A 13238-nucleotide genomic window follows, 5' to 3' on the forward strand; every position below is an offset into this window, starting at 1 on the left:
GGCCCAGTCCGCCGCATTGAGACATCCGTTCGCGTGACGTGGATCACAGCCGATGCGTCCGGTGCGTGCCGTCACCCCACGATGCCCGGCACCGTGCGCAGCCGCGTGCCCGCCCTGTTCACCGTCACGGCTGTCCGTGCAGCGCCCTCCAACCCATCCTTCTGTAAGGAGTTTTCCCACCACATGGCTGTCCGTACGAAATGGACCGTCGAGCACAGTTGCGGCCACGACGTCGTCCACGATCTGTCCCCCCGCCCCGCCGACCAGCGGGCCGGCTTCGCCCGCTGGCTTGCCTCGAAGGACTGCACCGCCTGCTGGAAGGCCGCCCGCGAGGCTGACACCGAGTCCAAGGAACAGTGGCTCGCGGCCAAGCGCGCCCAGGAGCAGCAAGCCGCCGCCGAGTGGGCCGAGAGATTTGACATGCCGCCTCTGGAAGGACCCGAGCGAGCCCTGGACTGGGCCGAACGCTCCCGCCACCAACTGATAACCGCCGCGCACACCGCCCTTGTCGTTGAAGGCACCTGGGGCGAGACGGACTGGGCGGAGCTGGAGGACAAGGCCCGCGCGATCACCCGTGCCGGGTGGTGGATCGACCAGCGGGACGCAGAGGGCCCTGACCTGCTCGAACTCCTCGACGCTGCCAGCGAGTCCGACCGCGGGACGGAGAACCCGTTCCGCTGACAGCGGTCGGAACATAGCCGGTGATCGCCGGTTAGCCAAACCGGCGATCCTCCGGACTATTGATCCTCCCACCGCCGCCCGCTCCGCGTGGAAGGACATCCCGCATGATCCCGCCCCCAAACACCCCGGTGCTCGCGCCGACGCCCGACCCGCTCACCCCTGCCCGGGACATCACCCACCGGCACTTCCAGGCCGGCAACCATGTCGTCGTCCTCAAGGGGGTAGCAGGCGGGGAACTGTGGGGGGACTCGATGCGCGTCGTCGCACCGTCCTGGCACACCCCGACCGACGAGGACGGGTGGCGGCTGCGCGACGCGACCGGCGGCCCGCAGTCGTACCTCACCGCTCACCCCCGCTACCTGGTCCACCTCCAGCGCCGCTGCCCAGACTGCCTGATCTACCTGCGCGCCATGGAGGACTACCTCCTGCCGAAGTACGCCTCCCGCGCGGAGCTGATCGACTGCGGCTGGTACGCCACCACGGCCCTCGGCCAGCTCGTGCACGTCGCCGACGCGCGGGGCGGCCGGTGAGCCTGCCCGTCCGCCGCCCCGGCCGTGCGCTCGCCCTCCTGCAGACCCGGTCCCGAGCCACCGCTACTCCGGCGGACCCGTCCTGGCCCGCCCGCCTGGCAACCGACCTGCGCGAACTCGACGCCGACTGGCGGGAATCGGCCGAGGTCTGCGCAGATGCCGCCTGGACGGCTCGCGCCACCGGGCACAGCATCCTCAACCTGCTGGGCTCGGATCAGATCACCGCCACTGACCGCGATCCGGTCACCGCCCGCACCTACCGGCATCTGTACCTCAGCGCCCTGCGGTACGACTTCCGCTGCCCCACCCTCCAGGCGCTCGTCGAACAGCTCCCGAAGAGCGCGCTTGCGGCGCTGGACTGCTACAGCCGGGCCCTGTACGCCTTAGCACTGCTGGGCCAGTCCCGACCCAAGGGCCTGGCCCTCATGGAGGAGGTCCTCAACGAGGCCGGCGAGCACCCCAAGACCCTGCACGTTCTGCTGCACGGCCTGTGGCTCGGCCAGGACCTGGACCAGGGCGCGGAACGGCTCCTCGCCCTCAGCACCCGGCCTCCCTTCGACACCGGCAAGGACCCGATCGTGCTCTTCCGCGTGGCCGGCGCACTGCGACAGCTCGGCCGATACGACGAAGGGCTCGCGGCAATCGACCGCGCCCTGGACCTTCTGCCACCGGGTGACGTCGCGGTACACGCCGATCTCGTGCGCGAGCGCTCCCTGGTCGCCGCCGCCAGGGACCTGCACCAGCACACCCGAGCCACCGGAGGCAGACCGACGTGATCCCACGCGTCAACGAACGCACCGCCACCCCGCACGACCCACTCAGCGAAGCACTGGGGCGTTCGGTGACATCGGAGGAGGGCCTGTCCGAGCACACCGTCGTCGCCTACTGGCCTGGCCTTGACCGGTACACCCTGGACGACGAGCAGGCGACGTGGACGTCCGCCCAGTGGGCCGAGCACCTCGAAGATCCGCTTCTGGAGAACCCGTTCGCCGCCAGCCCCCGCGGGGACCGGCATGCGATCTTCCACCTCGACGCCCGGCTCCATCCCGACGACCGTGACCTGAGCGGTGCGGAGTGGGCCGAGGTCGCCCACCGCCTCGCCCGCGCCGCCGGCATCGAGATCCCCGGTGACGAGAGCGGCTGCCAGTGGATCGCTGTCCAGGCCAAGCCCGGACGCCTCGACCTGATCGCCAACCTCATCCGGTTCGACGGCACCTGGCAGCAGCAGCCCGGCGACCTCCTGCGGCGGCTCTCGGACGAGGCCCGCCGCATCGAGCAGGAGCTGCGCCTCACACCTGTACCGGTCACACCTGGGCATCGGGCCACCACTCGATCGGTGCCGACCGCATCGGCCCAGCTCGCGGCGGTCCTCTCTCAGCTCGCCGACGAGCAGTCCGGCCCGCTGGCCACCGTCCGCGGCCTCGTCGAGCACACCGCGCACCGCATCGCCCGACAGCCCGGTGCCGCCGGCCCGGGCACCGCGCGCCGCCTGGAGCTGATCGCCCGTCGTCTCCACGGCATCCAGCAGGACCTCGACACCACGGCCGCCCATCTCAACACACAGCCCCGCCCGCGCGTCGCTGCCCCATCTCCGCCCGCCGCCCGGACCTCCGCCTGCCGATCATCGTAGGAGAAACGCTTCTTTGCGGCGCCTCGGTCGTCCACCTCGCCGAACGCATCCGCGAGGCCACCACCACCGAGGATGTGGCCGACGCTCTGACCGAGCTGACCGCCTCCCACGACGGCGTCCTCGCCGCCATTGAGCAAGTCCTGGACGCCGCCGCTGATTTCCACGACGGCCTCGGCGACGCGGCCGACCCGCACATCGCCGGGCGGCTGCGCTACCTCGCCGACGAGCGCCTGCAGGTCATCCGGACCGACCTCGCCCACACCCGCAACGCCCTCGCCGACCGTCACGCCCCGCATCCGCACCGCGTCTCCTGCGGCCATGAAATCGCCCTGGACGAGCACGAGGCATCCGCCGTGTGCGCCTGCCCGCCACCGCAGCGCACCATGCCGCCCCCACCACCGCCCGTCGCCGCCGGACTGCGCCGCTGACACCTCCTCATCCCGCCAAGGACACCATGCACAACCACGAAGACTCCGAGCGCCTCGCCTCGTACGCCGACGTTCTCGCCAGCGAACTGCCCGGCGCCTGGGCCAGTACCTACCACCCGCCCGAGCACAAGGACGACCTGGTCGAACTGGCCGACCGAATCTGGGACCTGGACCTCGTCGCCGAGTCCCTCGCCGGGCACCTGCTCCAGCAGGCGGCCGTCCTGACCCGCCAGGACGGCGCCCAGTTCGTCGTTCTCGACCGGCACGACGAACGCGATGGATTCCTCATCGCCGCCGTCGCCCTCCGTGATCTTCCCGACGAGGCATACCGCGGCGTGCGCGAGCCCAACGGCATCGCCCTAACAGATGATCCCTTCCTGGGCGCCGAACAGGTCGCCGGCGATCTGCTGGCCCGCTACGACACCGCGCTCACCCAGGTCCGCCACAACGCCGTGGCCGGCGTCCAACCGTCCCAGCCGGAGCGGGTCGTTTTGACCTGGCAGCCGGACGGCAGCCTCGCCGCCGCCCCGGTCGGCGAGACGGCCACCGCCGTACTGGCCGCCAACGGCTTCGTCCAGGACCAGCAGACCGGCATCTACCGGCTGAGCGGCGACAACACCGCAGCTCAGGCGCGTGCCGTTCGCGAAACCGGCCGACAGCTCGGCGCGCAGGGCATCGCCACCGCGCTCCAGCACCCCTCGGACCGGATCGCGCCCACCGCCGCACCGCCGGCCGCTCCGCCGGCCCCGGCTGCACCCCGGGCCTCGACGACCAGGGCTCGATGAAGCAGAACGAGCCCGACTTCCTGGTTCTGGAGTACGTCACCATCACCAAGGACCCCCGACCGGGCTGGTCGTCGCCATCGGCGGCCCCCAGCCAGCGGCCGGCATCCTCCAGCGAACCGGCGGCTGCCTCAACGCCCCCGGCCTCCACCGCCGCTGAACTGGAGAACCGTTCATGGGCAACCGTGCTGACGAGTACGGCACCGACGTCGAGATCTACCGCAAGGCCCTGACCACCACCATCCACGCCGACACCGCCACCTGCGCCCCCGAGAAGCTCCTCGACCTGCTCGACCGGCTCGGCCTGGAGCGCCAGGAGGTCCGCACCGCCGGTCCCGTCTACATCTGGCACGAGGTCCCCGAGCACCTCGACACCGACGAGCAGAAGCGCCTGGCGAGCCGCGCGATCCCCACCCTCCTCATGGCCGGATACAAGGTCAACTGCACGCACGAGGTCTTCGACCGGAACGCCTACGAGCAGGCCGTGCACGAGATCCGCTCCGGTAGGCCCCGCCACGCCACGCAGCACCCGACACCGGCCGCTGCACCCGAGCGCCCCGCGCCGCCCCGTCGCACCCCGTAAGCCGAACGGCGGCCCCGGCGCCCCGCTGGGGCCGCCCGCGCCCGCACCGCACACCAACCGGAGAAACCCGTACCACCCCGCACACCCCCACCGATCACGCACCGCCTGAAGCCCCGCCTCGCGACCGCGCTGTTCCGCCACTACCTGCGCGCCTGCATCGCCAGCGGCCCCGACCACACCTCCCCGCTGGCAGGCGCACGCCCCGAGGCCGTCCCCGCCGAGGCCCAGCGGATCGGGCACCGCCACCACCACTGACCAACTACGACCTGGAGGAGCATGCCTCACCCCACCCCCTGCCCGGTGCGGCTGGCCGACGAGATCACCCGCCAGCTCGGCCAGCTCGCCGACCACCTCGCCCAACTCCCCCCGCACAAGGCCACTCAGGTCATCGCCCGCGTCCTCGATCCGGACGACGGAGTCCTCGGCGGCGTCACCCACCTCGTCTCCACCAGCAGCGTGTTCGCCAAGATCCAGGCCGAACGCGGCGTACTGCCGGCAGAGGTATGGCTCGCCCTCGGCCGGGCAGCGAACGAACTCGACGCCATGGGCGGGGACCTGGACGAACACCGCGAGGCCCTCCGGCACGTGAGCACGCAGCCCGCCACCAAGACGGCGAAGCCTCCAGCCCCTGCACCGCTCGTCGTCCGGCGGCGCCGGTGAAGAAGAAGCAGAAACAGTGGCAGGGCTGGGGACCGGGCGAGCAGGCCGAGCAGCACTACCTCGTCGAACCCCGCGCCCTCGCCGGCGGCGGCGACATCCGCCACGTCTCAGAGTTCCTGCGCGCCTCCGGCTGGCGGGACAAGACCACGGCAGACGGCCCGCTCTTCCTGGAGAGCCCGGACCGCACGGTCCGCATCGCCTACGACCCCTATGTTCTGCCGGGCGGGTGGACGATCCACGGTAAGGCGACCGGGCACCAGGACGAGTGGTGGGCGAACCTCGGACGGCAGACGCCGGTGGAGATCGTCGCCGGCCTGACCGACGCCCTCACTCGCCCCCGCTCCGCCCACGCCCCCAACGTGTGGGCGCCGCTGAAGGAGCAGCGCTGGCGCACTGCGCCCGACGCCGGACACGTCACCGCGACCAGCCCCGACGGAACCGCCTGGATGCAGTTCCACCAGATGCCCAACGGCGATGCCATGTGGTGGTCCGGTGCCAAGGACCAGCAGGGAAACGGCTGGAGTGCGCAGTTCACACCCAGCACCCCGATGCACCTCGTGCCAGCCTTCTCCACCGCGCTCGCCAGCCCCGAACCCGTTATGCGCCCGCGCGGACGCGTCCCGCACAGCAGTCAGATCCGCACCACCTCCGTCTCCGTCCTCCCCTCCCAGCTCAGCGCCTGGCAGCAGGCCCGCGTCCAAGCCGCCCGCGCCGCCACCTGGGCCCGCAACTGGACTGCCAACCGGCCCCGCACCACGGCCCGCCCCCACGCCACCACCAACGACACCCGCCGCTGACCGGTCCGAATCCGTTCCCAAGGAGCCCTGTGCCCGCACTGACCCCGGACGACGTCCACACCGCCACCGAAACACTGTCCCGGCTCACCGAATACCTGCGCGACGACCCCGACCCGGGCGAGGCGCTCGCCCTGGTCGAGCCGCTGCTGGATGAGTACACCGGTATCCCCGTCCAGCTCGGCGACACCCTGCGCGCCCTCGCCCGCGCCGTGCTCGACCACCCGGACACTCCGCGCACCCCCGACCTGCACAGGCTGGTCGCGGAGCTGCGTGACGCCGCGTGGGAGCAGACCGACCAGCACACCCTCCACTACGCCCTGGACGATCTGCGCACCCTGCTCACGAGCGCGACCTCCAACACGCCGGAGTACTGCCGGTGCCGGTGAGCGAGCGTCAGCTCGCCGAGTTCGCCGACAAGCACGCCTGGCGGATCCCGTTCGACACCAGTCCCCGCCACCTCGCCGGGCCCGGCGACGCCCGCCACGTCACCCACGGCCTGGCCGCGGCCGGATGGACCCGCACGTCCGACCCGCTGAGCCCAGAGATCGTCCTGCGCAGCCCCGACCATCGTCACCGCCTGCAGTTCGACCCGCAGTCCGCCACCTCCGCCTGGTGGCGGCTGCAGGCCAAGGCCACCGACACCGAACCCGGCTGGTACGCCGAGTTCGGCGAACTCGTCCCCGCCGAGATCCTGGCCGGCGTCACCGACGCCCTCATCGCCCCGCCGCCGCAGGAACAACCGGATCCCTGGCAGGCGGTGATCTCGGCGGGCTGGCTGCTGGGCCCACCGGGTAAGGCGCACTCGCCGGACGCCATGTGCCATATCGAACTGCGCCACCTCGACCACCACGACACGTGGTCCTGGCACATCGAGACCCGCGAGCCCGGCCACGGCCATCCCGTGGGCCCCCGGATCTGGCACGCCTGGTTCGACAGCCGCACCCCCTCCCGCCTGGTGACCGCGTTCGTCACCGCGCTCACCGACACCGGCCCGCTCCAGCGCGGCATGTACGACCGCACCGCCCACTACAGCGCTGTGCAGGAACCGAGCCCGCTCACCCCGCAGCAGGTGGTCGCCGCGCACACCAGCCGACTTGACACCCTGCGCGCACGGGCACGCGCCGCTCGCCGCCGACAGCAGCCGGCCACCACCACGGCCCCGGCACCATCACCGACGACCGCGACCGCCCCCGTCCGGCGCTGACCCGAGGAAGCCGCCATTCCCACACCCCCCGACGCCCACCGCGCTCTGCTGAAGCAGCTCCGCTGCTACCTGCGCGAGAGCAAGAAGATCCTCGACGCCTGGGACGCGTACTCCGACGAGAACACCGATCTCGACGGCTGGCCGTACGACGACCACGCCTACGGCCTCCGCGCCGGCCAGCGCGACGCCGACACCGCCCAGGCATTCGAGACCGTCCGTGCGGGAGCGCACCATCTCCTCGCCACGGCCGAGACGCAGCTCGCCGTGCTCCCTGCCCGCACCGTGCAGAACCGCTGGATCTGGCAGCTCGGCACCCTGCGTGACGCGCTCGACCGGCTCGACGCCCTGCACGAGCAGTGGCTGCAGACCCGCGACAGCCTCCCCGCCGACGCCCGGCCCGGCACCCCGACGTTCGACGACGCGCTCGCCGAGTACCACGCCGAAGCCTGGAGCTGCCTCGACGACTGGGCCACCCACGGCCACGCCGTCCACGACATCCACACCGCCGCCCGGCACGCCCCCTCAACCCTGGCCCCGCCGCCGACCGCGACCGCAGCCCCCTCGACCGGCCGAACCAACCCGGTGCGGAGGTGATCGTGCCCGAGACCCCCGAGGCCCCCAGATCGTCGACGGACTCCGGGAGGCCGCCCAGGAGATCACGGACTGGCACGTCCTCCACTGGGATGTCCAGCGCCTGAACGCCCAGCCGTGCTCCATCCCCGAGCAGCCGTCCGGACGCTGAACCACTCTTCGAAGGATCTCCATGTCTTCAGCCACGCTCCCTGCTCGGCGGTCGCGACCGGTTGTGGCGCGCCTGTCTCGACGACGACATGCCCCGGCATCTGATCACCGCGTTCACCATCGCCCTGGCCAGCGACGAGCCCGCTCAGCGCGGCATGTACGACGTCCCGCACTCCCACCTCGTCACCCAGCACCAGCGCGGACCGCAGGGCGAGCAGCTCGCCGCCGCCCGCAAAGCACGTCTCAAGGCCGTCCGCGCCGCCGTCCGCAGTGCCCGGCGCAGCGCAGCGCTGCCGACGTGCAACGGCCCGGCCCTTGCCGCCGCTTCCCCCGCCACAGTCCGGAGCCGCTGACAGAGCCGGGCGGACCACCGCCGCCCCGCTCACCACCCGACCCGGCCCCGCACCGGGTCCCGGCCCCAAGAGCGCCTTTGACCCCAACCACCCGCCCCCCGGACGAAATCCGCCAACTGCCGCTGGAGCAACTGGCCACTCTCCTACGCGATCGCGACTGATCCTCGCCAACTGGGACGCCTACCAGTGGTCCTGCCACGGCCAAGCACTCCTGGACATCCACGCCGTGGCCCGGCACGCGGGCAGCGCCGCTCCGGCGCCTGCCGCCCGGCAGCCGCGCGTACCGAAGCCGCGCCGCACCCGCTGACGGGTCACCCGGCACGCCACCCCGCCCCCGCACCTCCTGGAACCGCCCTCTTGCCCCAGCCCTCCGCCAGCTCGAACACCGACGGCTACGACATAGCCTTCCGCGTCCTGCTCGGCGCCCTCGCCGTCGCCGTTCCCCTGTCCAACATCGCCTGGCTCGGCGGCAACCTCACCGCCTGGGCCACCGCCTCCGGCCCCAGGGCCCCTTACCAGCCCGTTCAGGCCCTGCTCCACCCCGCCCAGCTGTGGCCCGGCCTGGGCGAAACGTCCCTCCTGATCGGCACGCGCATCGTTCCCGGCGCCGTGCTGATCGCTCTCGGCATCACCGCCGCCGTGCTCTTCATGCGGCACAAGGACGGCAGCAGCGGGCGCAAGAAGCGCGTCGCCGGAATGGCCAAGCAAAGAGACATCGAGCCCCTGATGTCCAAGGCCATCACCGCCAAGGCCCGCTCCCTGCGCCCGAGCCTGAAGGACGCCAAACACATCGACGCCAAGGACACCGGCATCCTGCTGGGCAACCTCCAAGGCACCCGCCACGACGTCCGCATGGGGTACGAAGACGTCGCCGTCGCGATCATGGCGCCGCGCTCCGGCAAGACCACCAGCCTGGCGATCCCCTCCATCCTGAACGCGCCCGGCCCGGTCCTGCTCACCTCCAACAAGGCCGCAGGCGACGCCTACACCGCCACCATCGACGCGCGCGGCCAGGTCGGGCGGACGTGGTCGATGGATCCCCAGCAGATCGCCCACGCCGAACGGGAGATGTGGTGGAACCCCCTCGCCGACGCCAAGACCCTCGACGGCGCGGGCCGACTCGCCGGGCACTTCCTCGCCGCGAGCGTGGACGCCAGCCAGCAGGGCGACTTCTGGTCCAAGGCGGGCAGCAACATCCTCTCCCAGCTCTTCCTCGCCGCAGCTCTGGATGACCGGCCGATCACCGACGTAATGCAGTGGCTCGCGTTCCCCGCCGACCGCACCCCGCTCGACATCCTCCGTGACCACGGGTTCGCCGCCGTCGCCGCGCAGTTGAAGGGCACCGTGGAGGGGCCACCGGAGACGAGGGACGGCATCTACGAGACGGCCCGCCAGTACGCCGCCGCCCTCCTCAACAGCGAGATCGCCGCCTGGGTCACCCCGCAGAAGGACATCCCCGAATTCCGACCGTCCGAGTTCGTCACGTCCACCGACACGCTGTACCTGCTGTCGAAGGACGGCGGTGGCGGCGCCAGTGCGCTGATCGCGGCGTGCGCGGACTCGGTCATGCGGGCCGCGACCGCCCAGGCCGAACGCGCCGGCGGACGCCTCGACCCGCCGATGCTGGCGATCCTCGACGAGGCCGCCAACGTCTGCAAAATCAGCGACTTGCCGGACCTGTACTCCCACCTCGGCAGCCGCGGGATCATCCCGATCACCATCCTCCAGTCCTACCGCCAGGGCCAGAAAGTCTGGGGGGACGCCGGCATGGACGCCATGTGGTCCGCATCGACCGTGAAGGTCATCGGCTCCGGTATCGACGACCCGGACTTCGCCGACAAGCTCTCCCGGCTGATCGGCGACCACGACGTGGAGACCACCTCCACTTCCCACTCCGAATCCGGCAAGTCGACCTCCGTGTCGATGCGGCAGGAGCGGATCCTGCCCGCCGACGCGATCCGCGCCTTGCCCAAGGGCACCGCGCTCTGCTTCGCCACCGGCATGCGCGCCGCCATGCTCGACCTGCGCCCCTGGTACCTGGAGCCCGGCGCCGACGAGCTGTCCGCCGCCTCCGCCCGCGCGTCGAAGGCCATCACCGCCCGCGCGATCGCCAAGCACGCGCCCCAACAGGGCGACTACGGCACAGCCGCCTAACCGGGCTGCGCCACATCCCCGGATCGCGCCCACCGCACCCCGACCCTCCGGAGCACCATGGCTCTGACCGACCACCACGACGTCTTCATCGGCTCGACCGGCGACGGATGGACCTTCCTCGTCCTCAACCGCCCTCTCCGCAACGCCGCCCGCATCCTGACCGGCGCGGGATTCACCGCCCGCGAGCACCAGGGCCGCACCCTCTACCTCCTGCCGCCCGAGACCGCCGAGGACGCGCACGAGCGCGCCGGTGTCGCGGCATACGGGCTCATGGCCCACACCCTGGACCTCGTCGACCTGGCCTGGACCACGCGCCAGCACGGCGCAAGCCCGGCTTCCCAGCCCGACGTGACCATCCGCTTCACCGACCACGCGGTCACCGCGAGCGCGGCCACGGGCCAGGCCGACGCCGTCCTCGTCCAGTACGGCTTCATACCAGCGGGGGCGAAGCGGCAGTACGCGCTGCCATCCGGACTCGGTGAGCGCGATGCCCTCAGCGCTGTTGTCCGCGCCGAGGCCCACCTCTACGCCGACGGCATCAGCGTGCGCATCGACCTCGGCATCGCGACCTGGCAGGACATCCCGCCGACGCCATCCCGCCCCGGTGCCGCCCTCGCACCGCCGCCCACCACACAGGTTAAGCGGCGCAGCCGCTGACCACCGTCCGCCTTCCCCGGAGCACTGCACCATGCGCCAGATCGACCTGCAAGCCGAGATCGCCCGACTGCGGCAACTCGGCAGCGACTTCGAGGACTTGCACAGCGAGATCCGCTCGCTCGCCCCGACACCCGGCACCGACGCCCGGCAGCAGCTCACGGCGAAGATCGTGGACACGAACGAGCTGGTCCAACAGGCCATGTTCCGCCTCGCCGCCCTCGACGGCAGCCAGTACACCGCCATACCCGGCAGCCGCCCGGCTCTGGAACTACTCGCCTCCGTCGTCTTGGCCGCCAGTCTCGCCGCATCCGACCTGGCCTGCACGCTGGAGGCCAACCCGCTGGAGGGCGCCCCATTCCCGGGCCCCCGGGCGCCCCGTTCTCCAGCTCGCCGGCCGATGACGCAGCTGTGCGCACGGCGCGGCACGCGGAGGCGGTCCCCGCCATGGCGGAGCACCTCGCGAACGCCGCCCACCAGCTCGACCTGGCCTACACCGGCTGCTACTACCTCGCCAGCGGCATCACCCGGGACCTGAAGCAGCACGCCGAACAGAACCAGGCGGCACCCGTTACGTGATCAGCCGGTACGGCGTACTCAAGGCCATCGACAAGGACCGGGCCACCGTGAACGTCACCACCCTCAACGCCCTGATCAAGCGAGGACTCGTCGAGGTGGACACCACGACATCCCTGCACCAGGGTCAGCGCCTTGACGTCACCGCCGAAGGCCAGCGTGCCCTCGCCCAACACAAGCCCGCCACGGCCCCCGCCCGAACAGCGGCCGTGACGCCTCCTGCGACCAAGCAGGCCGCCGTGGGACGCACGCGATGACCGACTTCGCCCCGACGGACCGCGTCCTGGTCAGCCCCCGTCTACCTGGCCGGCCCCGGCAACTCCACCACGGTCACCCGCCCGCCGCATGCAGCGGGCTGGGGTGAGGCGCGCACGTTACCTGGTGACTGTCCGAAGCGCTCCGTCTCTTCCCCACCACTGGACTCCCCTGTGCCCGAACCCCGCCCCGACCCCGGCCTGCACCGCACGCAGCGGACCGGCCGTGACCGTACCGATGACGATGTCCTCGTCGCCCCTGGCTACCTCGCCGGCAGTGCCTATTGCGGTGACGACGCCTTCGTCCCGCTGACCCATCACTACTGGCACGACATGAGTGACGAGATGGGCAACTTCTACGTCACGACCATGGGCAGCCAACTCCGCGTCGCCTACGTCCCGGAAGCATCCGAACTGATGCCGGACGCCACCGCGTTGTGGCAGATCCGCTGCCGCACGGATCTGCACGCCCCACCGACGTGGACCGCGGCCTTCACCGACGAGACCCCGCCCGAGATCGTCGCCGCCGTCACCGCCGCCCTGGACGCCGACGTCACCGCGGGACGATGGGACGACGAGCCCTACCGCGAGCGCGATGACCATCCGGAGATGGTGTGGGAGGTCCTGCGCGGCGCCCGCTGGCAGATCACCGTGGACGGCTGGCACATCACCGCGACCTCGCCCGACCGGCTGGCCCGCCTGGAATACCGCCCTCCCTCCTCGTTCGGCGGGCACACAGTGGCCCGAGACGAGGCGTGGCGCGCGAGGATCCTTGCCGCCCCGGATGCGCGGCGGGCGCTGTGGGAGGCCGACTTCCACAGCGCCACCCCCGCCCATCTGGTCGCGGCCTTCGCCACGGCTCTGGCCGATCCGGCGCCGGTCTCCCGTGAACGCGCCTGCGTGCCGCGCGAGTGCCACGCCCACCTGCGCCCGCTGAAGCCGGACGCCCCCGCGGCGCCCCGGGCCGCGGCGGTGCCCACGCCGCGGGACCTCGCCCGTGCCCGGGCGGCTCGCGGTCCTGCACTGGCGACCGTCAGCGTTCCGCGCTGGTCAACCACGACACGGCCGCCCGCCATTGCTGCTCCCGCCATCAAGCCGGGCCCGCGCCGCTGAACATCCCCGCCGGGATCCAGCGCGACACAGCCGCCGAAGGCCACCGCGCTCGCCTGCCACCAGCCCGCAACCAACCCCGCCACACGCGCCTCCTCGCC

The 13238-nt window shown here is 71.9% G+C and carries 18 protein-coding genes; all 18 read left to right on the forward strand.

Features of this window, described 5'->3' with window-relative positions:
* The first annotated feature begins 183 nt into the window (after positions 1 to 183).
* The 18 genes from ACWGJB_RS26905 to ACWGJB_RS26990 all read left to right on the forward strand — a co-directional run bounded on the left by ACWGJB_RS26905 (position 184) and on the right by ACWGJB_RS26990 (position 13140).
* Positions 184 to 681 carry a hypothetical protein gene (locus ACWGJB_RS26905; RefSeq protein WP_453382648.1) on the forward strand — a complete coding sequence of 166 codons (498 nt, stop codon included), beginning with the start codon at positions 184 to 186 and terminating at the stop codon, positions 679 to 681.
* A 104-nt stretch (positions 682 to 785) separates the two neighbouring features.
* Positions 786 to 1211 (forward strand): hypothetical protein, encoded by a 426-nt coding sequence (locus tag ACWGJB_RS26910; protein ID WP_453382649.1) that lies wholly within the window; start codon positions 786 to 788, stop codon positions 1209 to 1211.
* Positions 1208 to 1987, forward strand: a complete 780-nt coding sequence (locus ACWGJB_RS26915) for a hypothetical protein (protein WP_453382650.1) — start codon at positions 1208 to 1210, stop codon at positions 1985 to 1987. The genes ACWGJB_RS26910 and ACWGJB_RS26915 overlap by 4 nt, the downstream gene beginning before the upstream one ends.
* A complete protein-coding gene (locus ACWGJB_RS26920; RefSeq protein WP_453382651.1) occupies positions 1984 to 2841 on the forward strand; it encodes a relaxase/mobilization nuclease in 858 nt (285 codons plus the stop codon). Before ACWGJB_RS26915 ends, ACWGJB_RS26920 begins: the two co-directional genes overlap by 4 nt.
* Before the next feature lie 74 nt (positions 2842 to 2915).
* Positions 2916 to 3269 (forward strand): hypothetical protein, encoded by a 354-nt coding sequence (locus ACWGJB_RS26925; protein WP_453382652.1) that lies wholly within the window; start codon positions 2916 to 2918, stop codon positions 3267 to 3269.
* 26 nt (positions 3270 to 3295) lie between these two features.
* Positions 3296 to 4054: a hypothetical protein gene (locus ACWGJB_RS26930; protein WP_453382653.1), complete on the forward strand. Its 759-nt coding sequence runs from the start codon at positions 3296 to 3298 to the stop codon at positions 4052 to 4054.
* A 172-nt stretch (positions 4055 to 4226) separates the two neighbouring features.
* Positions 4227 to 4634: a hypothetical protein gene (locus ACWGJB_RS26935; RefSeq protein WP_453382654.1), complete on the forward strand. Its 408-nt coding sequence runs from the start codon at positions 4227 to 4229 to the stop codon at positions 4632 to 4634.
* A gap of 276 nt (positions 4635 to 4910) precedes the next feature.
* The gene (locus ACWGJB_RS26940; RefSeq protein ID WP_453382655.1) at positions 4911 to 5294 is read left to right on the forward strand and encodes a hypothetical protein; all 384 of its coding nucleotides are present in this window, start codon (positions 4911 to 4913) and stop codon (positions 5292 to 5294) included.
* Entirely contained in the window at positions 5291 to 6091 is an 801-nt protein-coding gene (locus ACWGJB_RS26945) for a DUF317 domain-containing protein (RefSeq protein ID WP_453382656.1), read from the forward strand. The genes ACWGJB_RS26940 and ACWGJB_RS26945 overlap by 4 nt, the downstream gene beginning before the upstream one ends.
* A gap of 29 nt (positions 6092 to 6120) precedes the next feature.
* The gene (locus ACWGJB_RS26950) at positions 6121 to 6477 is read left to right on the forward strand and encodes a hypothetical protein (protein ID WP_453382657.1); all 357 of its coding nucleotides are present in this window, start codon (positions 6121 to 6123) and stop codon (positions 6475 to 6477) included.
* Entirely contained in the window at positions 6468 to 7295 is an 828-nt protein-coding gene (locus ACWGJB_RS26955; protein WP_453382658.1) for a DUF317 domain-containing protein, read from the forward strand. The genes ACWGJB_RS26950 and ACWGJB_RS26955 overlap by 10 nt, the downstream gene beginning before the upstream one ends.
* Before the next feature lie 264 nt (positions 7296 to 7559).
* Positions 7560 to 7889, forward strand: a complete 330-nt coding sequence (locus ACWGJB_RS26960; protein ID WP_453382659.1) for a hypothetical protein — start codon at positions 7560 to 7562, stop codon at positions 7887 to 7889.
* A 209-nt stretch (positions 7890 to 8098) separates the two neighbouring features.
* The gene (locus ACWGJB_RS26965) at positions 8099 to 8389 is read left to right on the forward strand and encodes a DUF317 domain-containing protein (protein WP_453382660.1); all 291 of its coding nucleotides are present in this window, start codon (positions 8099 to 8101) and stop codon (positions 8387 to 8389) included.
* A gap of 357 nt (positions 8390 to 8746) precedes the next feature.
* Positions 8747 to 10543: a type IV secretory system conjugative DNA transfer family protein gene (locus ACWGJB_RS26970; RefSeq protein WP_453382661.1), complete on the forward strand. Its 1797-nt coding sequence runs from the start codon at positions 8747 to 8749 to the stop codon at positions 10541 to 10543.
* A 57-nt stretch (positions 10544 to 10600) separates the two neighbouring features.
* On the forward strand, positions 10601 to 11200 hold the full coding sequence (locus ACWGJB_RS26975; RefSeq protein WP_453382662.1) for a hypothetical protein: 600 nt from the start codon (positions 10601 to 10603) through the stop codon (positions 11198 to 11200).
* A 444-nt stretch (positions 11201 to 11644) separates the two neighbouring features.
* Complete coding sequence (locus ACWGJB_RS26980; RefSeq protein ID WP_453382663.1) at positions 11645 to 11776, forward strand: hypothetical protein; 132 nt, start codon at positions 11645 to 11647, stop codon at positions 11774 to 11776.
* Positions 11773 to 12030, forward strand: coding sequence for a hypothetical protein (locus tag ACWGJB_RS26985; RefSeq protein WP_453382664.1), 258 nt, complete (start codon positions 11773 to 11775; stop codon positions 12028 to 12030). The genes ACWGJB_RS26980 and ACWGJB_RS26985 overlap by 4 nt, the downstream gene beginning before the upstream one ends.
* A 171-nt stretch (positions 12031 to 12201) precedes the next feature.
* A complete protein-coding gene (locus ACWGJB_RS26990) occupies positions 12202 to 13140 on the forward strand; it encodes a DUF317 domain-containing protein (protein WP_453382665.1) in 939 nt (312 codons plus the stop codon).
* Positions 13141 to 13238: the final 98 nt, after the last annotated feature.

This window comes from Streptomyces sp. NPDC054813 (assembly GCF_053611365.1).

Coding starts and splice junctions, on each gene's coding strand:
- ACWGJB_RS26910 (WP_453382649.1), top strand. CDS start 786: ATGATCCCGCCCCCAAACACCCCGGTGCTCGCGCCGACGCCCGACCCG.
- ACWGJB_RS26935 (WP_453382654.1), top strand. CDS start 4,227: ATGGGCAACCGTGCTGACGAGTACGGCACCGACGTCGAGATCTACCGC.
- ACWGJB_RS26940 (WP_453382655.1), top strand. CDS start 4,911: ATGCCTCACCCCACCCCCTGCCCGGTGCGGCTGGCCGACGAGATCACC.
- ACWGJB_RS26930 (WP_453382653.1), top strand. CDS start 3,296: ATGCACAACCACGAAGACTCCGAGCGCCTCGCCTCGTACGCCGACGTT.
- ACWGJB_RS26905 (WP_453382648.1), top strand. CDS start 184: ATGGCTGTCCGTACGAAATGGACCGTCGAGCACAGTTGCGGCCACGAC.
- ACWGJB_RS26975 (WP_453382662.1), top strand. CDS start 10,601: ATGGCTCTGACCGACCACCACGACGTCTTCATCGGCTCGACCGGCGAC.
- ACWGJB_RS26980 (WP_453382663.1), top strand. CDS start 11,645: ATGGCGGAGCACCTCGCGAACGCCGCCCACCAGCTCGACCTGGCCTAC.